The sequence below is a fragment of the Neobacillus sp. BF23-41 genome (assembly GCF_041106275.1).
Genome location: NZ_JBGBPR010000001.1, coordinates 379179 through 402204 on the forward strand (window position 1 = coordinate 379179; position 23026 = coordinate 402204).

Annotated in this window: 28 protein-coding genes and 1 pseudogene; 10 read left to right on the plus strand and 19 right to left on the minus strand. The window is 36.8% G+C overall.

Going from position 1 to position 23026, the window contains the following annotated elements; genetic code table 11:
- The first annotated feature begins 12 nt into the window (after positions 1-12).
- The gene (locus tag AB7942_RS01780; RefSeq protein ID WP_369445562.1) at positions 13-1758 is read left to right on the plus strand and encodes a B12-binding domain-containing radical SAM protein; all 1746 of its coding nucleotides are present in this window, start codon (positions 13-15) and stop codon (positions 1756-1758) included.
- Positions 1759-1778: 20 nt separating this feature from the next.
- Here AB7942_RS01780 and AB7942_RS01785 read toward each other — a convergent pair whose 3' ends face one another.
- Positions 1779-1916 carry a hypothetical protein gene (locus tag AB7942_RS01785; protein ID WP_168242602.1) on the minus strand — a complete coding sequence of 46 codons (138 nt, stop codon included), beginning with the start codon at positions 1914-1916 and terminating at the stop codon, positions 1779-1781.
- Positions 1916-2077, minus strand: coding sequence for a hypothetical protein (locus tag AB7942_RS01790; RefSeq protein ID WP_166257651.1), 162 nt, complete (start codon positions 2075-2077; stop codon positions 1916-1918). Before AB7942_RS01790 ends, AB7942_RS01785 begins: the two co-directional genes overlap by 1 nt.
- A gap of 136 nt (positions 2078-2213) precedes the next feature.
- Here AB7942_RS01790 and AB7942_RS01795 point away from each other — a divergent pair, with 136 nt between their 5' ends.
- The 4 genes and pseudogenes from AB7942_RS01795 (at position 2214) to AB7942_RS01810 (ending at position 3899) form a co-directional block, all read left to right on the plus strand.
- Positions 2214-2567: a DUF3905 domain-containing protein gene (locus AB7942_RS01795; RefSeq protein WP_369445563.1), complete on the plus strand. Its 354-nt coding sequence runs from the start codon at positions 2214-2216 to the stop codon at positions 2565-2567.
- A 110-nt stretch (positions 2568-2677) separates the two neighbouring features.
- Complete coding sequence (locus AB7942_RS01800) at positions 2678-2980, plus strand: sugar diacid recognition domain-containing protein (protein ID WP_369445564.1); 303 nt, start codon at positions 2678-2680, stop codon at positions 2978-2980.
- Between the two features lie 86 nt (positions 2981-3066).
- Positions 3067-3258: pseudogene (locus AB7942_RS01805) on the plus strand (FAD-binding protein); the annotation flags it as partial.
- A 437-nt stretch (positions 3259-3695) separates the two neighbouring features.
- Entirely contained in the window at positions 3696-3899 is a 204-nt protein-coding gene (locus AB7942_RS01810) for an alpha/beta-type small acid-soluble spore protein (RefSeq protein WP_088086184.1), read from the plus strand.
- A gap of 43 nt (positions 3900-3942) precedes the next feature.
- Here the strand turns inward: AB7942_RS01810 and AB7942_RS01815 are convergent, their stop codons facing one another.
- The 5 genes from AB7942_RS01815 to AB7942_RS01835 form a co-directional block, all read right to left on the minus strand.
- Entirely contained in the window at positions 3943-5130 is a 1188-nt protein-coding gene (locus tag AB7942_RS01815; protein ID WP_369445565.1) for an anti-sigma factor domain-containing protein, read from the minus strand.
- Positions 5127-5873, minus strand: coding sequence for an RNA polymerase sigma factor SigI (gene sigI / locus AB7942_RS01820; RefSeq protein WP_168242599.1), 747 nt, complete (start codon positions 5871-5873; stop codon positions 5127-5129). Before sigI ends, AB7942_RS01815 begins: the two co-directional genes overlap by 4 nt.
- Before the next feature lie 245 nt (positions 5874-6118).
- A complete protein-coding gene (locus tag AB7942_RS01825) occupies positions 6119-6595 on the minus strand; it encodes a hypothetical protein (protein WP_369445566.1) in 477 nt (158 codons plus the stop codon).
- A 110-nt stretch (positions 6596-6705) separates the two neighbouring features.
- Positions 6706-8226, minus strand: coding sequence for an aldehyde dehydrogenase family protein (locus tag AB7942_RS01830; RefSeq protein WP_369445567.1), 1521 nt, complete (start codon positions 8224-8226; stop codon positions 6706-6708).
- A gap of 272 nt (positions 8227-8498) precedes the next feature.
- A complete protein-coding gene (locus AB7942_RS01835; protein ID WP_369445568.1) occupies positions 8499-10079 on the minus strand; it encodes a peptide chain release factor 3 in 1581 nt (526 codons plus the stop codon).
- Between the two features lie 201 nt (positions 10080-10280).
- On the opposite strand from AB7942_RS01835, the gene AB7942_RS01840 reads away from it, so the two are divergent.
- From AB7942_RS01840 to AB7942_RS01850, 3 genes are all read left to right on the plus strand, one after another.
- A complete protein-coding gene (locus AB7942_RS01840) occupies positions 10281-10541 on the plus strand; it encodes a hypothetical protein (RefSeq protein WP_098933116.1) in 261 nt (86 codons plus the stop codon).
- A gap of 142 nt (positions 10542-10683) precedes the next feature.
- Positions 10684-12417 carry an AAA family ATPase gene (locus AB7942_RS01845; protein WP_369445569.1) on the plus strand — a complete coding sequence of 578 codons (1734 nt, stop codon included), beginning with the start codon at positions 10684-10686 and terminating at the stop codon, positions 12415-12417.
- Positions 12418-12540: 123 nt separating this feature from the next.
- Entirely contained in the window at positions 12541-12963 is a 423-nt protein-coding gene (locus AB7942_RS01850) for a YkvA family protein (RefSeq protein ID WP_256942289.1), read from the plus strand.
- 26 nt (positions 12964-12989) lie between these two features.
- Here the strand turns inward: AB7942_RS01850 and AB7942_RS01855 are convergent, their stop codons facing one another.
- The gene (locus tag AB7942_RS01855; RefSeq protein ID WP_369445570.1) at positions 12990-13118 is read right to left on the minus strand and encodes a YjcZ family sporulation protein; all 129 of its coding nucleotides are present in this window, start codon (positions 13116-13118) and stop codon (positions 12990-12992) included.
- Between the two features lie 33 nt (positions 13119-13151).
- Positions 13152-13247: a YjcZ family sporulation protein gene (locus tag AB7942_RS01860; RefSeq protein WP_369445571.1), complete on the minus strand. Its 96-nt coding sequence runs from the start codon at positions 13245-13247 to the stop codon at positions 13152-13154.
- A 250-nt stretch (positions 13248-13497) separates the two neighbouring features.
- Between AB7942_RS01860 and AB7942_RS01865 the strand changes: the two genes are divergently transcribed.
- Positions 13498-14304 (plus strand): glycerophosphodiester phosphodiesterase, encoded by an 807-nt coding sequence (locus AB7942_RS01865; RefSeq protein ID WP_369445572.1) that lies wholly within the window; start codon positions 13498-13500, stop codon positions 14302-14304.
- 64 nt (positions 14305-14368) lie between these two features.
- On the opposite strand, the gene AB7942_RS01870 is transcribed toward AB7942_RS01865, so the two are convergent.
- The 5 genes from AB7942_RS01870 to AB7942_RS01890 form a co-directional block, all read right to left on the minus strand.
- Positions 14369-14797: a CotY/CotZ family spore coat protein gene (locus AB7942_RS01870; protein ID WP_369445573.1), complete on the minus strand. Its 429-nt coding sequence runs from the start codon at positions 14795-14797 to the stop codon at positions 14369-14371.
- 220 nt (positions 14798-15017) lie between these two features.
- The gene (locus tag AB7942_RS01875) at positions 15018-15848 is read right to left on the minus strand and encodes an undecaprenyl-diphosphate phosphatase (RefSeq protein WP_369445574.1); all 831 of its coding nucleotides are present in this window, start codon (positions 15846-15848) and stop codon (positions 15018-15020) included.
- A 135-nt stretch (positions 15849-15983) separates the two neighbouring features.
- The gene (locus AB7942_RS01880; protein WP_369445575.1) at positions 15984-16133 is read right to left on the minus strand and encodes a hypothetical protein; all 150 of its coding nucleotides are present in this window, start codon (positions 16131-16133) and stop codon (positions 15984-15986) included.
- Positions 16134-16502: 369 nt separating this feature from the next.
- Positions 16503-17102 (minus strand): hypothetical protein, encoded by a 600-nt coding sequence (locus AB7942_RS01885; RefSeq protein WP_369445576.1) that lies wholly within the window; start codon positions 17100-17102, stop codon positions 16503-16505.
- Positions 17083-17520 (minus strand): helix-turn-helix transcriptional regulator, encoded by a 438-nt coding sequence (locus AB7942_RS01890; protein ID WP_369445577.1) that lies wholly within the window; start codon positions 17518-17520, stop codon positions 17083-17085. The genes AB7942_RS01885 and AB7942_RS01890 overlap by 20 nt, the downstream gene beginning before the upstream one ends.
- A gap of 150 nt (positions 17521-17670) precedes the next feature.
- Between AB7942_RS01890 and AB7942_RS01895 the strand changes: the two genes are divergently transcribed.
- A complete protein-coding gene (locus AB7942_RS01895; RefSeq protein ID WP_369445578.1) occupies positions 17671-18453 on the plus strand; it encodes an alpha/beta fold hydrolase in 783 nt (260 codons plus the stop codon).
- Between the two features lie 75 nt (positions 18454-18528).
- On the opposite strand, the gene AB7942_RS01900 is transcribed toward AB7942_RS01895, so the two are convergent.
- The 5 genes from AB7942_RS01900 to ppc all read right to left on the minus strand — a co-directional run bounded on the left by AB7942_RS01900 (position 18529) and on the right by ppc (position 22989).
- Positions 18529-18861, minus strand: coding sequence for a hypothetical protein (locus AB7942_RS01900; RefSeq protein WP_369445579.1), 333 nt, complete (start codon positions 18859-18861; stop codon positions 18529-18531).
- Positions 18862-18957: 96 nt separating this feature from the next.
- The gene (locus AB7942_RS01905; protein ID WP_369445580.1) at positions 18958-19392 is read right to left on the minus strand and encodes an alpha/beta fold hydrolase; all 435 of its coding nucleotides are present in this window, start codon (positions 19390-19392) and stop codon (positions 18958-18960) included.
- A gap of 71 nt (positions 19393-19463) precedes the next feature.
- Positions 19464-19592, minus strand: a complete 129-nt coding sequence (locus tag AB7942_RS01910) for a hypothetical protein (protein ID WP_369445581.1) — start codon at positions 19590-19592, stop codon at positions 19464-19466.
- Between the two features lie 2 nt (positions 19593-19594).
- Positions 19595-20086 (minus strand): hypothetical protein, encoded by a 492-nt coding sequence (locus AB7942_RS01915; protein WP_369445582.1) that lies wholly within the window; start codon positions 20084-20086, stop codon positions 19595-19597.
- A 143-nt stretch (positions 20087-20229) separates the two neighbouring features.
- Positions 20230-22989, minus strand: a complete 2760-nt coding sequence (ppc, locus tag AB7942_RS01920) for a phosphoenolpyruvate carboxylase (protein WP_369445583.1) — start codon at positions 22987-22989, stop codon at positions 20230-20232.
- Positions 22990-23026: the final 37 nt, after the last annotated feature.

The window sequence follows — 23026 nt, forward strand, 5'->3', positions numbered from 1 at the left end:
AGGAGTTTTTTTATGAATGTTATTTGTTCTACCTTGAATGCTAAGTATATACATACTAACTTAGCGATTCGATATTTAAAGGCTTATGCAGCACCAGAATTCAATATACAGATTAAAGAATATACAATAAAGGACCCGGTCTTAAATATCGTAACAGATCTTTATCAACTGACCCCTGAAGTCATTGGATTTAGCTGTTATATATGGAACATCGAGGAAACCATTAAAGTTGTAAATTTGATAAAAAAAGTAGATCCATCGATAATTATTGTTCTAGGCGGCCCGGAAGTAACTTATGATACCCGTGAATGGATGGAGAAAATACCTGAGGTTGACTTTATTGTTATGGGTGAAGGAGAACAAACCTTTAAACAGCTTCTGGCTGAAATCCAAAAAAACCGTAACTATAAAAAAGTACCTGGTGTCGCCTTCCGTGATAATCAGCAAGTTGTCATTACTCCCCAAATGAATAAGCTAGACCTTAAGGAATTACCGTCACCCTATCGCTTCCCTGAAGATATCGCTCATTTAGGCAAAAGAGTCACCTATATTGAAACTAGTCGCGGTTGTCCATTTAGCTGCCAATTTTGTTTATCGTCTATTGAAGTTGGTGTCCGTTATTTTGATCGTGAAAAAATTAAAGAAGATATACGATATTTAATGACTCATGGTGCAAAAACCATCAAATTTGTGGATCGAACCTTTAATATTAGCAGGAGCTATGCTATGGAAATGTTCCAGTTCTTAATTGATGAACATCTCCCCGGTACCGTCTTTCAGTTTGAAATCACAGCAGATATTATGCGGCCTGAAGTAATTGAATTTCTCAACCAAGAAGCACCTAAGGGACTTTTCCGCTTTGAAATCGGAGTCCAATCAACTAATGACTTTACAAATGAACTTGTAATGCGCAAACAAAATTATTCAAAACTTTGTAGAACCGTCACAATGGTGAAGGAAGGTAAAAAAATTGATCAGCATCTTGATTTAATTGCTGGTTTACCAGAAGAAGATTACGCTTCTTTTCGAAAAACGTTTAATGATGTTTTTGAGTTACGTCCTGAAGAACTGCAGTTAGGTTTTTTAAAAATGCTTCGAGGAACAGGAGTCCGACTACGTGCTGCTGAACAAAAATATGTTTATATGGATCATTCTCCATATGAAATATTAAGTAATAACGTACTCTCATTTAATGATATCGTTAGAATCAAGCAAGTTGAGGATGTTTTGGAAAAGTATTGGAATGATCACCGGATGGATGAAACAGTCGAATTCTTAATAACAAACGTTTTTCCATCCCCTTTTGATTTCTTCCAACAGTTTGGTTCCTACTGGGAAAAACAAGGCTGGTCCAGAATTGGTCATCAGCTTGAGGATTTATTCCGCAGACTTCATGCGTTTTTGGACCATCAAAAGGTAAATGACCTAGATGTGATAATAGGCCTGATGAAATATGATTATCTAAAGAACCATAAATATAAACCGAGAAAACCTTGGTGGGAAGCTAGCTTTGATAAGGAAAAGAGAACACAAATTTACAAACAAATTTCTGAACACCCTTCGATGTTAGGACCATCGTTTATTGATTTAGGCCTTGATGAAAAGGACTTATATAAACATACCATGTTGGAAGAAATATCCTTCGATTTAGCATTGTATCAAACAACTGGTAAGATTAATAAACAACCTTCCTGTGTATTAGCTTATTTTGACCCAATGAAGGGCCGTACACTAATATTTTCATTTCTTGAGAACTAACTAAAGCCGGCATTGCCGGCTTATTTCTTTTTATTGTTTTTCTTCTCTTTTTGTGAGACCTGGAGAATATCATACAATTTTGTGCCGTTAACATCGCCAAATTCAATGCTGAATTCTTCAGTCGGAATACGGGGTGGAGTTTTACGGCGGCTTTTCATTAGCTTCTTCCCTTTTTTCCTAATTTTGAATTTCGATTTTGAAACCTTATAGCATTGTTATTATCGGTAAATTCCGCAGAAAATTCACTTTCCTGAACATTTTTATGTGGTGTTTTTGTATATTTTTCTACTGCATCAAATTCTGCTTTGCGCTTAGCCATGGAATAATCCTCCCTTAAAAATTAATCTTACTACCATAGTTTTGAACAAATATAGAGTTATCATTCCTTTCCTTATTTTTCATAAATAAAATCCCATGACTCGAAGAAAATAAGAAAAAACAGGAGTGATGCAAAAATGAAAAATGCGAAGAATACACAGTCTGCGGATCAGGTAAGCATGAATGAAACGATGCCACATCAAATTAGTGCCCCAAGCTTTGAAGGTACTGGAATAAAGATGGAGCCTCCTTTTGTAAATAAACATGGTGTGACAATTGGTGATAGTATATACGCCTCTTCTAATTCACCATTAGAAACCTGGACAAAAGATACAGACCCAGCTATCATGGCTGGAGATGAATGGGTTCACCCTACAAACGATATCGGCTGGAACACAGCCGAAAATCGTGATTTATTAGAAAGTAAAAAGAAACCACAAGCTTACCCTTTTATGCATCCCACAAAAGATGTTAGTAAAGGAAGCGATTAATTTATAATTTGATCACACTCTGGGATATCCGCCCAGAGTGTTTTTTTTAACATACACCTCTAAATAAACATTGATATAATAAAAGTGAGCATTTTTCGGAGGTGCAGACGTTGCTATTACCTGAGTTAGCAGAAAAAATAGTTAAAGAAGTGAGAAAATTAATCGGTGAAGATATTATTGTTGTTAACACAGACGGGTATATCCTTGCAAGTACAGACTTAGAACGTGTCAGGACCTTCCATGAAGGGGCATTGGTTACTGCACAAAAAAAGCAAAAACAGATTATTACAGAGGAAGATCAATTAAAGTTAACAGGTGTGAAAGCAGGGATTAATTTACCAATCTTCTTTCAACATGATGTAATTGGAGTATTGGAATCACGGGTGAACCAAATAAAGTCACCCCTTTTGTGAAGTAATTCGAAAAATGACGGAACTCCTCATAAGTGAAAATTATTATGCTGAGCAGTTTGATTGGCACACGCGTGCTGTAGAATCATTCAAATCTTTGTGGTGGAACGTGTCCGACTGAAGGTGGGGTTGTCATTCTTTTCAAACACATGAACAAAATCGTTGATCTTGATGAAGAAAATTTAACCATTACTGTCCAGCCAGGGGTTATTTGCCTTGATGTGGCTAATGCCGCTTCGGCAAAAGGACTTTTCTACCCACCTGATCCAGGTTCAATGAAACCCTGGCTGCTTATTGCAAATGAAAGTTGAGATTGAAAAAGAAGGACTCTCTGAGAAAATGAGAGGTGTACACATCGTTGACCTGCTATTAGAAGCAGTTAAAAAATAATGAAAGAGGAGCCGAAGGGCTCTTTTTTTACAAGATAAGAAAGCATAAATTTCGACTTTGAAAATTGTCCAGCTCCAGCGCCCTAGCGGCTAGTGTCCTTCGCTCTCCGCCCTACGATAAGTCAACATCGAATCGCCTTCGGCTCTTCGTGTTTCCTTTATCTCAGTTGGAGCGCTCCAGGCCATACGCCGCTGAACAGGGCGCTTGCGCTTTTCTTATTAAAATCCAAAACCGAAAAACATTACCACTTATAAATCACAAAAATAAATAAATAATACTTATACAGAGCTGAAATTATCTCTGTACCGAAAAGAAGGAGTTGAATAAAATGGCCAATAGCAGTAACAAGTTGTTAGTGCCTGGGATTGAACAATATTTAGACCAGGTAAAATACGAAATTGCCCAAGAATTCGGCGTTAATTTAGGTTCAGATACTGTTTCAAGAGCAAACGGGTCTGTAGGTGGCGAAATTACAAAACGTCTTGTTCAACAAGCCCAAGCACAAATTTCTGGACAATTCACTCAAAAATAATTTAATAAATATGGAAAAAAGTCCGGGATAATATATCCGGACTTTATTTATCCTTTTGATTGTGATTATATTTTTGGTAACTTTTACCATTTTGTTTTTCGCTGTTTTTCTCTTTATACTTTTGGTTATATTCCCCTTGATGTTCTCCGATATTTCTGCCTTTCCCTTTTTGACTGTCTTTCCATTTTTGACCGTCTTTCCCTTTTTGAGTGTCTTTCTCTTTTTGACTGTCTTTCTCTTTATTTATTTCGTTGCTTTTTGATTTTTGATTTCCAGATGATTTTTCCCTTTGATTGTTTTGCTTTTTGGGTTGTTGTTGTTTCTGTTTTAGTTGATCATCTTCGATCTTTTTTAACTGCCCAGGTGGTATGAATTTGCCGTTCAACCATATTTTTCCAGTTTGCTTTTTATTTCCTGCAATCCCATTGTTTTCGATGGCCTTATTTTCTGTTTGTTTTTTGAATTGACCTAAGGGATTTCTGTTAGCCGAACTTAAGGGTATAGCTTTCCTATCAATTTTTCCGCCCTTATCTTTTGTCTTCACATTTTGATTAATAGAACCCTGAACTTTGTTTTTCTTGTATTTCCCAGTTGTGATACCAAGCTTATGAGCTTTTTTCCATTCACTTTTCGTAGCTTTTAAAACTGTAATTCCTAACTTTTGTTTGTTCACTGACGCCTTGATCTCATCAATATTCTCTTGAAGCTTTTTATCAATCTTAACTTCAGCCTCTTTTGTCCGGACCGTGGAAATAATAATGTTTTCCTTAGTATTCAAGTAGCCTTCTTTTTTCATTTCAGCCAAAATAGTTTGAGCTACTTTAGAAACATCCTCTTTTTCCCATTTATTCAATTGGGAAATAATCTCTTTTCCTTCTTTGTTATAACCAGTTACCTCTACAACCTGCATTTTTTTATTAATACTTAACTCAATACTTGGATTTACATCGATGGACATATAGGCATATGCCTTATTATTTTGATACATGGGAAAAAACGAACCGAGGAAGATAAATAATGCTGCCATTAGCGCCCAAACTGGTTTTAATTTAAAAACATTTTTTATTGTATTAAAATGATTCGTAGTTTTAACACTTTTAATCGGAAAAAAATGGATTTCTTCTCCAATTGCATATGGCTGATTTTGTCTATTGGCATGCAAAAACTCACCTTCAGGGGTTAAAAGCGTTAGGAATGCATCATCTATTTCCATTACAACTCCCTTTTTCATGTTTCAAGCACCCCCTTTATGTAATCTTTCATAAAGATATAATCACCCGCTAAAATAAGTGCAATGGCAATAATATATTTCCTGTTCCGTTCAATTGTCTTTCTGCTGACATCTACCATTTTTTCTAATTGCTTAATGGGAAGACGCTTGTTCGTAAATAACAATTCTTTTAATTCCTGATTTTCTACTAACATTTTCGCTATTATAATGGCATTTTTTCGGGCGTCGAAGTGCTTAGGTGAATTCTCAACCAAGTCACTGAAACTTAAATCAAAGGTAGTCAATAATTTTTGAAAGTGAAGGATTTCATCTTTCCTTAGTTGATCATCATTCTTTTTATTGTAGTCATCAAGTGAGAGCTCGTTAACAATGATTGTTCCTGCTGATTCTTCGTCTTTGGTATCATTAGTTAAATCAAAACTTAGGTGTTGATTTTTTGACTGTTTACGGATATAGTCAATAACTCTTCTTTTGATTATGACTTCGGAAAAACTCAATAAAGAACTTCCGCGCTCAGTTGAGTATTTCTCAATCGCTTCGTTAAATGCGATGAGACCAATGCTAAATTCATCATCGGTTTCATAGATATATCGTCTACATACTGAAGACACTGTTTTTGCAATAAATGGCTTATAAGCACTGATAATTTCGTCAAGTAGGTATTGCTCACCTTGTTGAATTAAGAGAACGGTTTCTTCCAAAGTTCTTTTTTTCTTTTTGGCCATAAACAATAAACTTAGCATTTGCTCACCTCTATTCGACCAATTATAACATACGACTGTTATATATGACTTTATGGAGGTTAAGCATTTAGAAAAAGATAGCACCAAGAATGCCTATCATTTCCTGTTTATTGTTTAGAGGATTATTGCCCTTTTCTTTTTACTACATAGTTACGTTTCTTCTGAACCAGTTTGTGGGGGTTATAATAAAAAAATTTTCCCAATAAAAAACTTCAAACCAGATATATCCTGATTTGAAGCTTTTTTTATTCGATCATTTTTTTTCGAAGCTTTATAGCCATTAAAAATTTTAATACAAAGCCAATTAGCAGCCCAGGAATTAAAAACAACATCGGTACAAATATTGGGCCTGGGTGAACTTGTAGAATCGTGACTTTCGGTGACAGCATTAAACCCACAGTGACGAAGTACGCACCGAAGACAAATGGTAAAAATGTGTATTTTTCCTCTTTAGGCATGGCTGAACGATAACCATCCCACATGGAAAACATATAGACACATGGATAAAACATAAGCCATTGATAATTTAGAACCGCATCTGCCTTGTCAATTTCTCCTAAGAAGCTCAACATAATTGCCATATTAAAGTGACTTTTGGCATTGATCATTACTTCTAATGCAACGAACAATATTCCTTTGATATATTGACCCATTAACAATTGACTAAAACCAGGAAAAGCAATATTCCATAAAACAGCTTCGAGTTTGCTCATTTTTTTCATCGTACAATCCCGCTTCTCATGGCATATTTTTGTAAGCTAAAAAACAACTCAACTTAGCTTATCCAGATTATGTAAAAAAATAACAAAAAAATCAATATTATTTCCCAACCTTAATTCTTTTTTAGTATACGCAAGTAGTATTGGACAAATCTAACCCAATCTCGATTTGTTTGGAAATAACTCTTAAAAAGTTGTAGAAATAACGGAAATTTATCACGATAAGGATACCAATGAATTTCACTTTTTTTCTGTCCGTTATCCTCAACAATTGACTTTTCATGACAAAAAATCCGTATGCCCGCCTCCCCATGGTACCTGCCAATTCCACTTTGTTTTGCCCCTCCAAAAGGGAGACCATGATTTGCAATACTAATGATCGCGTCATTAATAACAACTGCTCCGGAAACAAGCTTAGAGGCTACTCTTCGCGCTTTTTCTTTATCTCTTGTCCACACGCTTGCATTTAATCCGTAAACCGTGTCATTTGCTAAGCTTATCACTTCTTCTTCGTTATCAAGAGCAATGACAGGAAGTAGTGGACCAAAAGATTCTTCTTGGATAATTTTCATTTGATGGTTTACATTTGTTACAACCGTTAGTGGTAAAAACATTCCATTTGCCCACTTTTCAGGGGGGAGCCCTATTTCCAGTTGTGCTCCATTACTCAATGCATCTTCCAACTGGTCTTTAACGATTTGTAATTGTGCTGGAAACGTCATGGAACCGACATCCGCATCTTGATCATTTCCCTGCTTTAGGTCCATGATCTCTTTTTTTAATAAGGATAGGAACTGAGGATAGATTGTTTTTTCAACATATAGCCTTTCTACACTCATACACACCTGACCGCTATTGGTAAATGCTGCCCATGCCGCCCCTTTTGCTGCTCTTTCCAAATGTGCATCAGCAAACACAATCATTGGGTCCTTTCCGCCAAGCTCAAGCGTTGTCGGAATAAGATCCTTTGCAGCAACTTGTTGAATAATTTTTCCGGTTCGGACGGATCCGGTAAAAAAGATATAATCGGGTTTCCCGTTGGTAAAAGCTGCCCCTACCTCTTTCCCTCCATGGGCTACTTGAACTACTCCATCAGGAAAGCCAGCTTTGATAAAAAGATCTTCAATACATTTCCCGACAAGTGGAGTTACCTCTGAGGGTTTTAATATAACTGTATTTCCGGATCCCAAAGCACTGAGCATAGGGACCATCGCAAGCTGCATAGGATAATTCCATGGCGAGATAATTAACACAACACCTCTTGGCATATATTCAATAAATGATTTCTTACCAATTAATAAAAGGGGAGTTTTTACTCTTTTGCGCTTTAGAATTTTCTCCCCATGCCTAGTGATATGATCAATACCGTCAAGGGTTGGCATTATATCAGCAATTAGGGCTTCCGTGACCACTTTGCCGGTATCCTCAGAAATAATTTTAACTATTTCCTCCATCTGTTCAACTATTATTGTTTTAAGTTTTAAAAGATATTCAGCCCTTTCTAACACCGTCAGTTTACTCCACTGCAGGAAAGCGTTTTTTCCCTTTTGATAAAAAATATCTACTTGGCTAATCGGTGTTTCTGGAATATCTCCGATCTGCTTTCCTGTCGCAGGGGCGATCACCGTTAGCATTTCTTGAATTGCATCGATAATTCTTCTCCCCTTTTATAAAATGTTTATTTGAAAAATTGGGTTATCCTTTTGTTTTAAATAAAAAGCGGCCATTGGCTTAATACCATCTTTAAAGTCAGGACAGGATATCCCCGAATCTTTTAAATCAGTCACAGTCTGTGCGCAATCAAACTGTCCTTTCCCCTTGAAAAGATTCGTCTATGGGTAATTAGTCTGAATTTTCTGTTTTATTAATTCGTAGAAAAGGGCAGGTATCAAACCCGCCACTTTTCTTAAGTCTCCTGATCCATTGGATTATAGAGTTTAACTGTTGGATTTTTCTCTTGAAACCAACGGAGAGCAAAGTCATTTTCAAACAAAAATACATAATGCTCATATCTGTCTTTAACTAGAAGAGAACGGGAACTCGATAAATTTTCATCGACGGTTTCACCCTCAACCCAACGAGCTATTTTCGACCCCATCCGTTCCATTAATACTTCTGCATTATACTCATTTCTCATTCGATGCTCAAAAACCTCAAACTGCAATTGACCAACTGCACCTAATAAATAGTCATCCGTTTTAATTGTTTTATAAAGCTGAATTGCTCCTTCTTGGACGAGCTGCTGAATTCCTTTATAAAATGATTTTTGCTTCATCACGTTTTTGGCAGAAACTCTGACATACAGTTCTGGTGTAAACTGAGGCAGTCTTTCATATTGAAAGTCATCCTTCCCAGAAGTCAGTGTGTCGCCAATTTGGTAAGTGCCTGTATCGTATAAGCCGATAATATCTCCACTAACTGCCTCATCTACCGTATTTCGTTCTTCCGCCATAAACGATGTCGATTGAGAAAGCTTTATTTGTTTATTCAAACGCGGAATATTCACTGTCATTCCTCGCTCAAATTTCCCAGAACACACTCGTACAAAAGCAATCCTGTCTCGGTGCGCCGGATTCATATTTGCTTGAATTTTAAAGACAAAACCTGAAAATTGGTTCCCTAATGGATCAATTTCCCCAATGGATGAATTACGCGCCTTTGGGGGCGGAGCAAACTCTAGGTAAGACTCAAGAAATGTCTGTACACCAAAGGCAGTTAGCGCACTACCAAAGAAAACAGGTGTCAAGTTACCAGCTGCTACTTTTTCCGCTGAAAATTCATTTCCAGCCTCATTAAGCAACATGATTTCATCAAGTGTTTGATCATAAAGTCCCGACGTTTTTAGCGGGTGGTCCCCAGCTATTTCCCCGTCTTCATTTAATGGAATAAATCGTTCTTCCTCATCGACACGGAACTGTTCAACCCTATTGTTAAATCGATCATAAATTCCAAGGAACTCTTTCCCCATCCCAATCGGCCAGTTCATCGGATATGATTCAATGCCGAGAACCTCTTCTAATTCAGCCAAAAGTTCAAGTGGCGGCTTGCCTTGGCGATCAAGTTTATTCATAAATGTAAAAATTGGAATACCACGCATCCGGCATACTTTAAAAAGCTTGAGTGTTTGTGCCTCAATCCCTTTTGCAGCATCGACGATCATCACAGCACTATCTACAGCCATCAAAGTACGGTACGTATCTTCACTGAAATCCTGGTGGCCAGGAGTATCCAAAATATTGATACGGAATCCATCATAGTCAAATTGCATTACACTGGAGGTTACCGATATTCCCCGCTGCTTTTCAATTTCCATCCAATCACTTGTAGCAAACTTTCCCGTTTTTTTCGCTTTTACAGTGCCCGCATCACGAATGGCACCGCCGAATAATAATAATTTTTCAGTTAGCGTGGTTTTACCGGCATCAGGGTGGGAAATAATCGCAAATGTCCGGCGTGACAATACATCTTCTTTAAAATTGTTACCCATTTCGTTTTCCTCTCTTTTGACAATAAAAATTTTTGTCCATAACCTCAATCTTATCTCTGAAACGCTAACTTTGCAATATTTCAATATGAATCAGCATCGATTATTTCTTTAATCCCGTGTTCAGAAAGAATATAATGAAGGTACGCGGAAATCATTGTATTAAGGACCGTTTATACATAATCACAACGGAGGTAACGGGAAATGAATATTATAAAAATTGATCAGCAGACCATAAATTTATTGCATAAAGCCTTTGATATTGTTTTAAAGGAGAATAACATTTCTTATAAAAAAATTGGAATTGCTGAGGAAGGCGAACAGCTATTATTTTTGTATGAAGGAAAAGACGAAAAAGTTCATGTTTTTAAATGGAGTAAAGCATCAAGTATAGGTGCAAGCATTGGTGTGATTGCTCAGAGTGTATTGATGCCAATTATTCCACATCTACGTCTATTATCCTAATCTTTATTAAAGACACCACACTATTCAAAAAAGTGCTGGTGTTTTTTCATTACGACACTAGAGTTTCCCAACGATTCCCACATCCATTTTTCTGGGAATACCTTTATAATAGAGTAGTATTCTGTTGAAGGAGATGAAGGCATTGAATCAAAGTATACGAAAAGTTTCAAAGTTTATTCCGCTAATTGCAGCGTTTATATTAGTTATTGCAGGAACGATCTGGGTCGTCCAGACCACAAATAATGAAATCGCTATTCCCTTCTCTTCTGTTGAGAAAACCATTCAAGATCAACAAGGAAAAGTAGTTAAACTAATTGAAAAACCTGATGGGAGCCTATATATTCAAACAAAGGAAGGCGAATTTATTTCCCATGTTCCTCCCAATAGTCAAATGTTAGACAAACTGGTTGGAAAATATAATATCGAATACTCATACTCCACTAGCAGTAAATATGGAAAGTGGATTTTGGGTGGTGTTATTCTTCTTCTGGCTGGAGCAGCATTCGCTCTTCAAAAAACAAAGGGCAGCCTTGGACTAAATAATTCAATGAAAAATAGTGTCGCCAATTCTCGCGCGCTTCCTTCTATTAGCTTAAAAGATGTAGGAGGCCTCGGAGACGAAATGAAGGAAGAAATATTACAAACACTTACTACCCTTAAAGAACCGGAACGAGCAACAAAATTAGGAATTAAACCACCGAAAGGCATACTGTTGTACGGACCTCCTGGAACTGGTAAAACCTTACTTGCTCAAGCAATTGCTCGTGAACTAAATGCTTCATTTTTTACTGCCAGTGGATCAGCTTTTAATGAAATGTTCATTGGTGTAGGGGCCAGTCGGGTCCGTTCCTTGTTTAAAACGGCAAGAAAGCAAAGTCCAGCTGTTATTTTCATCGATGAAGTAGATGCTCTAGCTGCTAAGAGAAAGGCACATGGTGGCGAGGAAGCCGAAAAAACATTAACTGAATTACTTGTACAGCTTGATGGCGGACATTCAAATGATGGAATTCTATTTATTGCTGCAACCAATAGAAAAGATTTGCTTGATGAAGCCTTTCTGCGACCAGGAAGAATCGACTTCTCCTTTCATGTACCGCTGCCTGACACAAAAGGCAGAAGAGAAATCATTGGTATTCATGCTAAAGGTAAGTCTTTTGCTAAAGAAGTACTCTCAAAATTAGATGAATTAGCAGAAAGCACCTCTGGTTTTTCAGGTGCAGAGCTTCAGTCCCTTTTTGAAACGGCAAGTAGGAGAGCCGTTCGAAATGGGCAGGATATGATTAAGAAGCATGATCTTGACTATGCCCTTGATAGAACCATCTTAGGGAGTACTTCCCGTTCATTGCAAGACCTTGAAACAAAGCGGAGGGTTGCCATACATGAAGCAGGTCATGCCATTGTGGCATCACTAACGAAGCCAGGTTCTGTTAGAAAAGCAACCATTATCCCTCGCGGTGAGGCGTTGGGTTATGTTGCACCCATTCCAAAGGAACTACACTTGTCGACAACCAGTGACTTACTAGAGCGTGTGGCAATGGTATTAGCCGGCGGAGTTGCCGAAAGAATGCATTTGGGTGAACACAGTATCGGAGTTGGTGGAGACGTGCAGCAGGCAAAACAAATCATTGAACAAATGGTGGATACCGGAATGCTTCAAGAAGGATTCCAGTTGACCTTCAATAAACAAGATAAAGAAGAAAAAATGCAAGAACTATTTAGAAAAGCATTAGAAAAAGCAGAAAACCTCATTAATAGTCATCATAATCAGTATCAGCAATTAGTCGAGGCTTTATTAAAGAAAGAAACACTTGAAGGCTCTGAAATCGAAGATATTGTATGGGGAACGCAGACTAATTTAAATGAAAACATTGTTTAATATAGTAGTAGAAAACCAGGTGCTCATGCGCCTGGTTTGTTTTTATTTGTGATTTATTATCTCATGGTTTTTTTATTTTGGTGGAACACTAAGGATGGTCTTTTAAAAAAGGAAGTGGACAGGTTGTTAAGTAAAAAGAAGATTTTTGAAAAAGAGCAGCAAAAATATAATGTCAAAGCTAAAGATTTCCTCGGCGATCAGCAAAAAACACAAGGCTTATTAAACAAAGCAATAAAAATGGCAAATGAGAAAAAACAAAACTTAGAAGAAGTTTGGGAAAAATTGCAATTATTTTTTGATCTGGTTAAATCTTATTCGAAGGGTGAATATAAAAATGTCTCTCCCAGTACAATTCTTACCGTTGTCGGAACCCTGCTTTATTTTGTTTCACCACTTGATTTAGTACCAGATTTCATCATCGGGCTTGGCATATTGGATGACGCCGCCTTGATTGGCTTTACCGTAAAAAAAATTTCCAGCGAATTAGATGCATTTAGTAAATGGAAACGAGCCAATATATTTGCACAAGAAAACCCGCTTGATTAACCAAGCGGGTTCACCTTTATAAATTCTTATCTAAAACAAGCTGCACCTACAATAATCAAGAGGATAAATAATACTACGATTAAAGCGAATCCACCGCCGTAACCGCAGCCACCATATCCATATCCATAGCCACAATGGCCACCATATCCAAACATTTTCAGGACCTCCTTTTTATATTAATAGAAAACTCAGCAGCACCATGAAGCCCCAATAATGATTAACAAAATAAATAAAACGACTAGTAGGGCAAATCCGCCGCCGTAGCCACCAGCTGCACCAGACATTTACATTACCTCCTTTTCTGATTTCCATATATCCTATTCACATGGATAAAAATGTGCGATAGACACATATCCAAATTACCCAGTTTTGAAAAAAAAGAAGAAGCCCATTCTAAGCAACAAAAAGCAATTATCAAAATAGAAAAGTATGATCTAGCTGAATTCATTTTTATAAAATTCTCTTTGTTTAGTTGACAATTGGCACTGTTTTTCATAACATGTTCACAAATATATATAGATTGGAGTCCCAAACTTGAGGAATGCCGCAACCCTTTTGTTTCTGATTTTCATGGTATCTTATCGATTGATGACACGGTTAAGCTTAAAGGATAAACAACACTCTCCCTTGAAAATTGGCCATAGAGGTGCAGCTGGATACTGCCCTGAGAATACATTTGCATCTTTTAAGAAAGCCGTAGACTTAGGTGTAGATTACCTTGAAATCGATGTCCAAATGACAAAAGACGGTGAATTGGTCGTGATTCATGATTCAACCGTTAACAGGACAACGAATGGGAAAGGGAAGGTAAGGGACCTCACCTTGAAAGAAATTCAAAACCTTGATGCAGGAAGTTGGTTCCATAGTAAATTTGCTGGTGAGAAGATCCCTTCCCTCGCTGAGTTTTTCGATGAGTTTGCAGGAAAAATTGGTATTTTACTTGAATTAAAAAAACCCTCACTTTACCCGCAAATTGTGGAAAAGACTGTCGAAGAACTACTCAATAGAAATTTAACATCAGGAGAAAATCATATAATTATTCAATCATTTGATCGTGGTTCACTTAAACGTTTTCATGAACTGCTTCCTTCCATCCCTATTGGAGTTTTAGTAAAGAATTCGGGTGTAAATATTATTTCAAATAAAGATTTAAGGTCTTTTGCAAGTTATGTTTCTTATGTAAATCCTAAAATAACCATGGTTAATAAACGGCTTATTAAAAGAATTCATCAACATGGATTAAAAACGATTATATGGACAGCGAAAAAAAAGAATGAGGTAAATACTTTAAAAAATCTACATGTCGAAGGTATTATTACTGACTTTCCAGATTTGTGTTAAGAAAATCGATTAGGGTCTGGGTCTATATTTTATTTCCTGATTAGACCCTAATCTGCTCATTTTATTAACATTTCGGTTCAACAATGGGCAGTTCCCGATTAACTAATCTCGGGGATAAAGGTTGAATACTGCAAAAACAAGATAGATCAACTAAAATACAGTTATTCGTTTTTATTAATGAAAATACTTCGTCACAAAGGTCTACTGGAAAACCATCTATATCTACAGGCAAAAGCAGCGATAGCTTTGCACAGCAATGCCATGAATCAAGACATTCTAATCTGAATACTTGAGTAGTAAAAAATAGACCACTCTTCGTTTTCCCCAATACCTCAAATGGACATTTACTATTAGAAAGGACAAAGGGAATGGTATCAAACCCAATTTCATCGCATACAAATCGAAAACCTTCAAAGGATAATCTTTGTTGTTCTTCAAGCAACTGTTCCATTTCATTACATAAACAATGCTCCTCGCACCGTCCTTTTTCCATGTCTTTCCCTCCTTCCGTCCCGTTGAACAATCCACTTATTTTAAAATATTCTATTCAGCAATTGTGGTATAGGCAACTTTCTTACGGAAAACGGGTAAATGACTAATTATTTCTAGATAGGTTCTTACCCGTTTATGTTTATTTGGGTAAATAAACATAAAACTGGCTGCAAAGTTTGAAACAAAAAAAAGCAGCTTACATTTTGTAAGCTGGCTAAAATTTAAAAGAAAATAATATAAAGAATTAATGCCAAAACAATGCGATAAATTGCAAACGGCAAAAGTTTAATTTTGTTAATCAGCTTTAAGAAAAAGCGGATGGATAATAACGCAAAAATAAAGGCACTTATAAATCCTGCAATAAAGAATGGCAAGGCATCAATCGTCATATATTCCCAGTTTTTTAATAAGGAGAGTAAACTTGCACCTGCCATAATTGGCACAGCCATGATAAAGGTAAAATCCGCTGCAGCACGGTGACTCATTCCCAGTAATACGCCACCTGAGATAGTTGATCCGGAACGAGAAAATCCAGGCCATAAGGATAAACATTGAAATAAACCAACAGCCAAAGCTTGTCCATAGGATATCTGATCAACTGTTTGTGTTTTCGGATGTTTTGGACCAATAAAATCTGCAAGAATCATTAATATAGCACCAATTACTAAACCAATTAAAACCGTTGCGGTTGAAAATAAGTGGTCATCAATATAGTCATTGAAGAGAACGCCTAGAACACCTGCAGGAATTAATCCCACAATAACTTGTGTTAATTTAAGACGGCCTTGCTCGTTAACAACTTTCTTATTGAAGAGGCCTAGACCTAATAAATCGATGAAGCGGTCCTTAAAGGTGACGACAACCGCAAGAATCGAACCAAGTTGAATAACAATTTTAAACGTGTTGGCTCCATGCTGTGTCAAAAACTTTTCAGATTGCAACCACATATCATCAACGATAATCATGTGACCTGTGGAGGAAACCGGTGCAAATTCTGTTAAACCTTCTACTAATCCGAGGATAATGGCTTTAATAAATATTAGTAATTCCATGTTATGATTTACTCCTAACCTATTGCGACAGTATCGTAAGTCATGATGATTTACAACCTATTTATTCTACTCATTAACTAACTACTTTGCAATATTTTTTTTATTTTTACCCCTCGTTATTAATAACGACGTAATTCATGTAATAGTTTCATTTAATTTTGTTAATTCATCTTGTACTTGAGAAAGTTCCTGATTTGCTTTTGTTATATCTGTCTGAAGACCAGAACGCTGCTCTTCTATACTTTTAATTGTAGTATTATCTGCCTTTGCATTTACTACTGGCAACGAGAAAACACTCCCTAGTCCCATAACAATTGTGGTACATAGTGCAAATAACTTCTTTTTCAATTTACACCCCTGCCTTTTTAATTCCAATAAAGCAAACCTGTATCATCTTATTTTCTCTTAATTAGAAGTATAACTTCTAAATTTGTCAACTAGATAATAATAATATTACATTAACATTTCATCGGTAACTTTTGGAAAGGATTTAACAAAGTGTGTTCATTTTTAGCTAAACTCTAAAGTCCAACGAATATAAAAGAACCACAATCTCTTGTTTCTTAATGAAAAGAGATTGTGGTTCTAATATAGAATAATATTTACCTATGTGCATCCTCAAAGTTTATTATTCTCCTTAGAAGGTAAAAATAATTATTGCGGTTTAATGAATTCTTTAAAGCTGGATTTGCTTCTGTCAACAAGATTCAAATGAGAATCTTTTGCAAATTTAACATATTCCTTCCTTACTTGGAGCCATGCATTTCGGCGTTCACGTCCATAAGCTACACTAGATTCTGCACTTTTTTCAATATTATCTTCCATTTGTTCAACAACATGAAAGATAGACTTAATTGGTGTAAGAGCGAGGTTCTCTAATTGTCCTGAAACCTCTACAAATTGTTTCTTAAGTTCTTCAGTTTCGGGTATTGGTAACACCTCGTCCTTGACATCTTCGTTACCGAATGGTAATTGCTGCATCAGTTCTGAGACCATTTCCTTGTTAGTTGTTTTCGACTGTTGATACAAATTTGAAACGGATTTCCTAAATTGCTTATTAAATTTGATGACTTCCTTTAATGCATTAATATATGCATCCTCACCATTTTCCCGTAACTGTTCTGCACGTTCACGTGATAGCTCGAATTGATCCCAAAATGTGTTAACAAATGATCCTACGGCTACCGATTCCTCTACTGCTTGATTAATTGTTTCTACTGCAGATAGAACCGTTTCATTTTTCTTCTGTGCCATCGTCTTTCCTCCTCTTTCTATTATTGACTTTCTCTATGGAATCCTTCTTATGAAATGAAGGCATATAGAGCTCAAAGAAACTGGAATACATTTTGAAAAATTGATCCAATAACGATTGGTAGGATTCTAGTTGATTGGCATATCCCTTTAAGTATGTAATCCCGCCATTCGTTATGGAGTACCTTCTTTTAGCAGGACCACTCCCGGTAGTATCCCATTCTGATGATAGAAGCTCGTCCTTTTCAAGTTGTCTTAATAACCTGTATAAATTCCCCTGATCAAGTGTCTTAAACCCGAATGCTTCTAGCTTCTGGCTAAGTTCATATCCATGTAGAGAAACCTTGCTAAGAAGCAATAAAATAAATGGTAGCACAAAATTTTTCGAAGGATTAATTGTTTGATTGTCTTGATTCACCATATCCTTATCACCTCTCCCTATATATGTATTTTACACTTATGGGTAATATTTTGTCAACAAAGTAAATAAATATGAATAAAAGTAAAATAACAACGTTTTTATTTTCCTTATTTTGGTAATGAACTATTGAAAATAAGAAGGTGGTGTGAAATGGAAAAAGCATTAATTAGCAGGTTGGGGGTACCTTATTTACACTTTGGTAAGGGGGAACCATTGGTATTGATCCATGGTTTAGGTGAAGTAAAAGAAGGTTGGGAAGACCAATATGAATTAGCAGATCAATTTGAGTTGATCATCCCTGATTTACGCGGTCATGGGGCATGCAATAAATCGGATGGAATTTCGATTCGAAATTTTGCTTCAGACATAATTGGTTTACTACAGGAGTTAGAAATTGAAACTGCTCATATTCTGGGTCTATCAATGGGCGGTGCCGTTGCACAGGAAATTTACCGTCAAGCTCCCGACCGTTGTCGTACACTCCTATTAATAAGTTCATTCCACTATTTCCCCAAAAAACTAAAGGGTTTATTATTTGATTCACGAAAAGTAAAACTTGAACGAATTACAACATTAGGTAGACACTCGGAATTTGCAGCACGCATGGCACTATATTCTTGGAATAAAGAAACGATTGAAAAATTCGATAAGTTTTTCCAACCTAAACAACATATTTTTATTAACTCCTTGGTAGCATGCTTTGAGGTCAATAATTTATCGTTATTACCGATGGTAGATGTTCCAACCCTTATTGTTGGGGGACAATACGACTCTATATTGCCGAATTGGATTCAAGCCTGGATGCACAAATTAATCCCGAATTCTGAATTTATAATTATGAGGAATACCGGTCATCTTGCCAAACTGGAAGCAAAAGACCGGTTTAATAACCTCCTGCGAAAATTCCTCGTTCAACAAAAAAGAGCTTCATAAATGATAAGCGGGAAGGATGGGGTCCTTCCCGCTTATCATTTATTCCTATACCCTATCAGTTTATGAGAGAAAATCCTAAATTTCTTGCGAACGAGAGGAAAGCCACTTATCTGCGAAAATAGCAAATTTCCCAGTTAAGGCTAGTGAGACATGCCCGCCTTCAAAAACCTGGTAGGTTTTATCTTCACTAGATACCATGTCAATAACAGGAAGGCTTTGCTTCTCTAATATCAGCGTATCTCTTGAAGTTGAGAAGTCAAATAAAGAGCAAGTGATATTTTTTAAATCTACTTTTCTACCGCCAATATTAAGCTCTCCTTTAAGGAGTTTGTTCTCTTTATATAAATCATTAACTAGCTGTTTGAACGCTGCAGAAAACGATGCCGAGTCTTTTGTCCATTTATCCATCCGCCGTCACTTTTCAACATAATCTGCATCATGCGCTCGGGAAATTAGGTTTATCATGGGACTCACATAGACTGGAGAGAGTCCTCTGAACAATCCTTACATAATTTCTGATGGGATTACTCCATACACTTCAGAAAGACGATCAAAGTTAATTACCCCTTTTTGCAGCCCTTTTAACCACTTATCCGGAACAATGCCAATGCTAAAGTCAATTGGAACTGTAGCAAGGACTAAATTCTTAATCAGTAATTTCGTTAGAGAAGCAAAGATGGCGGCAATAGTCCCTCCTAAACAATAGCCAATCATCGATATTTCTTTTGCCCCGGAATGTCGTAAGGCCCGTTTGACGCCATTTTCCAAATAATCAAGGATATAATCATCAAGGGTTATTTCACTATCTTCGTAACCTGGAGAACCCCAGTCTAGAAAATAGACATCATATCCTCGTTCTGTTAGTCCGCCTACTACACTGCTCCCTTCGCCGATATCTAAAATATAAGGTTTATTAAGGAGTGAGTAGACTATAAACAATGGAACCTGATACTTTTTTTCTTTTGACGGATGATAATATAAGGTTGATTTATTTTTTGTCCAAATAATCTCTATGGTGTAGAGACAATATCCGGCTTCGGTTCTGTTAAGACTTTATAGACTCTATTCCACCTTGCTGATTCTTTTCCAACATCCAGAAGTGGTATAAAATTTGTAACTGATGCATTAGAACTCATCATTTTCAACCCCTTTCATCCTTCGTGCCAACACCAGTAAGAGCTAGTTCTTTTTCCTTGTCTTTTGTCTTTCCTTTTTGCATAAGACTTTTCAGTATTGCTAGCTCCTTCTTAATATCCGATATCTCTGTTATTCCTTGTTTCAATTCCTGTAAATCCTCTTGAATTTTTACAGATTCAACTGTATCACTAATTCCTTTTAACTCCGCTTTGATTCCCTTAATTTCCTCTATTTCTTTGCGCAACTCCTGAAGATTGATTTGGATAATTTTTACATCTACAAGACCCTGCCGTAATTCTTGAAAATCTTCTTTAAGTTTTTGTGTTCCTGCTATCTCTTCGGCCATTTTTTGGAATTCATTCTTCATTTGTTTAACGATGTTCACCATCTCTTGAAACATAGCCAAATTTTCGTTATTTAACAAACCTAAACTATCCTGCAAATTCCAAATTTGTTCTTCTAAAATATCAATTTTTTCTTCCGTTTGAAGTGACAACTTTGCTACATTAGCAACATCTCACTAAATGTTCGAAATTTACGCAACATTATATTTCATCACCTTCGCTTTTGACAGGAAGAAATATATGAAAAAAGCCATAAACTCTTCTTTCGAGAGAGTTTATGGCTTGTACTTCAATATCAACCAGTATTTCGTAATCCTGCAGAGATCCCACTAATTGTCAGCAAAACTTCAATTAATAGTTCTTCATTAGGCTCTTCTTGATTTCTTAGTTCCTTTATTAATTCAACTTGTAAAAAGTTTAGCGGATCGACATATGGATTTCTTCTATATACCGATTCCTTTATATTTGGTGTATGATCTAACAATTCATTATCACCTGTTATTCTAAGGAGAACTTCTTTTGTTGTTTCGTATTCTTCAAGAATATTAGTAAAGATTCGTTCTGCAATGGTCTGGTCTTTCACAAGGGATAAGTATTCTCTTGCTGTCGTAATATCAGCTTTCATTAATGCCATTTGCAGGTTATCAATCGTTGATTGGAAGAAAGGCCATTTTTCATACATTTGCTGAAGCATCTGCAAATTTTGTTCTCCATTAGCTGCAAATCCTGCTAAACCAGTACCTGCTGCGTACCATGCTGGAAGCAATTGACGGCTTTGAGTCCAAGCAAACACCCATGGAATTGCCCTTAAATCTTCAAAGCGGCCCTGATTTTTTCTGCTCATTGGCCTTGAACCGATGTTTAAGTCTCCGAGCTCTCTTAGTGGTGTCGCTTCCGTGAAGTAGGCAAGGAAATCTGGATCTCCAAATACAAGTGATTGATATTTGGTCAAAGCCAAGCTTGAAATTTCTTCAATCGACTCAACCCATATTGGATCACGTTGAAAACCTTGCTTCGCTTCTTTTGATATATGTGTTGCCGTTAAGAGCAGCGTGGAAGTAGCCTGTTCCAAACTCCGATAAGCAATATCCTCAAGTAAATAGCGTGAAGATAAAACCTCGCCTTGCTCCGTAATTTTAACCCCGTCGCCAATGGTTTCTGCCGGTTGAGACAGGATACTTTTATTTAATGGACCGCCGCCACGGCCTAACGAACCACCACGGCCATGGAAGAACTTAAGTCCGATCTGGTACCTCTTTGCCATTTCATGAATTTCAATTTGAGCTTTATATAGTTTCCAGTTAGCTGTCAATGTACCACCATCTTTGCTTCCGTCCGAGTAACCAAGCATTATTTCCTGCTGATCCCCCATTATTTGCAAATGATTTCGATAGACAGGCATCTCAAATAGTGTTTCCATAATTTCAGGCCCAGCAGTTAAATCGTCAATTGTTTCTAGCAAAGGCGCCACATGTAAATGACTTTCTAAGGTCCCATCTGCGTGAAGTCGATAAATCCCAGCCTCTTTAGCAAGAACAAGTACCTCTAGTAAATCACTAGGGGATTTTGTCATGCTCACAAGATAGACGGAAATCGACCGTTTCCCGAATTCTTCATGTGCACTCTTGATCATTTGGAAGACTTTAATCATTTCCTGAGTTTCCGCCGAATAATCTTCATTTAATAATAGAAGCGGGCGAGGATCCAATAGGATATTTTGAAGTATTTTTAGTTTTTCATCTTCCGCAAGCCCCGCATAATTATCGGAGATACTGACTTTGCGCAATATTTCGGTCATGGCTGCTTCATGTTCACCACTATGATTCCGAATATCTAGTGTCGCTAAATGAAAACCAAACAATTGAACTTGTCGAATCAGCTTTTGAATAGTCATTAATTCATGTGCTGCTGGATGATGCTTTTTCAAACTTTTTTTAATAATAAATAAGTCTTCTAGTAATTCATCGGAAGATTTATAGCCCAAATCCGTTTTACCTACTTGTTTTACTCGTTCAATAATGATAGCAAATGCTCGACGGTACACTTCCGTTTGAATTGGCCATTTTTTCTCATCGGTTAAATATGTATCTTCTAGTTCAATCAACTTAAGAAGATCATTACTTACCTCCACTCTTGAAGTGGAATGACTGTATCGTTTCATTAAATCAACGAGAACATTTTTATATTTTTTTAAGACGAGTCTTCTCTGCCTATTTAGTGTCTCCCAAGTAACATCGTGTGTAACATTGGGATTCCCATCACGATCTCCACCGATCCATGATCCAAAACGGAGAAAATTTGGAACTTCCCATTGTGTTTGAGTGTAATTCTTCTCTAAACAATCTGCCACTTCCTGATGGATTTCAGGAAGAACCTCGAAAAGGGTCTGATCAAAATAATATAGTCCGTTTCTCACTTCGTCTAAAACCGTAGGCTTAGTTTGCCGTAATTCATCCGTTTGCCAAAGAATTGAAACTTCATTAAACAATCTCTCTTCAAGCTTTTTTCTTTCTCTACTTGTTAATAACGGATGATCGAGACTTTTTAGGATAACAGCAATCCGCTGCTGAATTTCAAGAATTGAACGCTTAGTTGCCTCTGTTGGATGGGCTGTAATAACCAGTTCAAGTGACAAAGTATTAAGGATATCTTGAATGACATCTTCCTTAATATTGTTCTCTTTAAGCGAAAGAATAGCACTCTCTATTGAAGCGGGTTGGACAATAGTTTCATCCTCCAGTTGGTACTGTCTCCGTCTACGAATACGATGATTCTGTTCTGCGGCATTAATTAAATGGAAATACATGGAGAATGCTCGAATAACTTGTTTCCTTAAAGGTGCGCTTAGACTAGCAATTTCTTCCTTTAATGCATCATAGATAGCTTGATCAAAATGTTCTCTTAATGTCTTACACATTAAACGTATTTTTTCCACTTTATCCAATAGTTCGGGACCACCGTGATTGAGCAGAATCTCTCCAAGCATATTAGCCAGTAATTTCACGTCTTGTCGCAACGGAAGACTGCTGTCATTCAATTTCAATTCTATAGTCATACTGCCACCTTCCCTTAATCGAAAATTCGGTAAATTT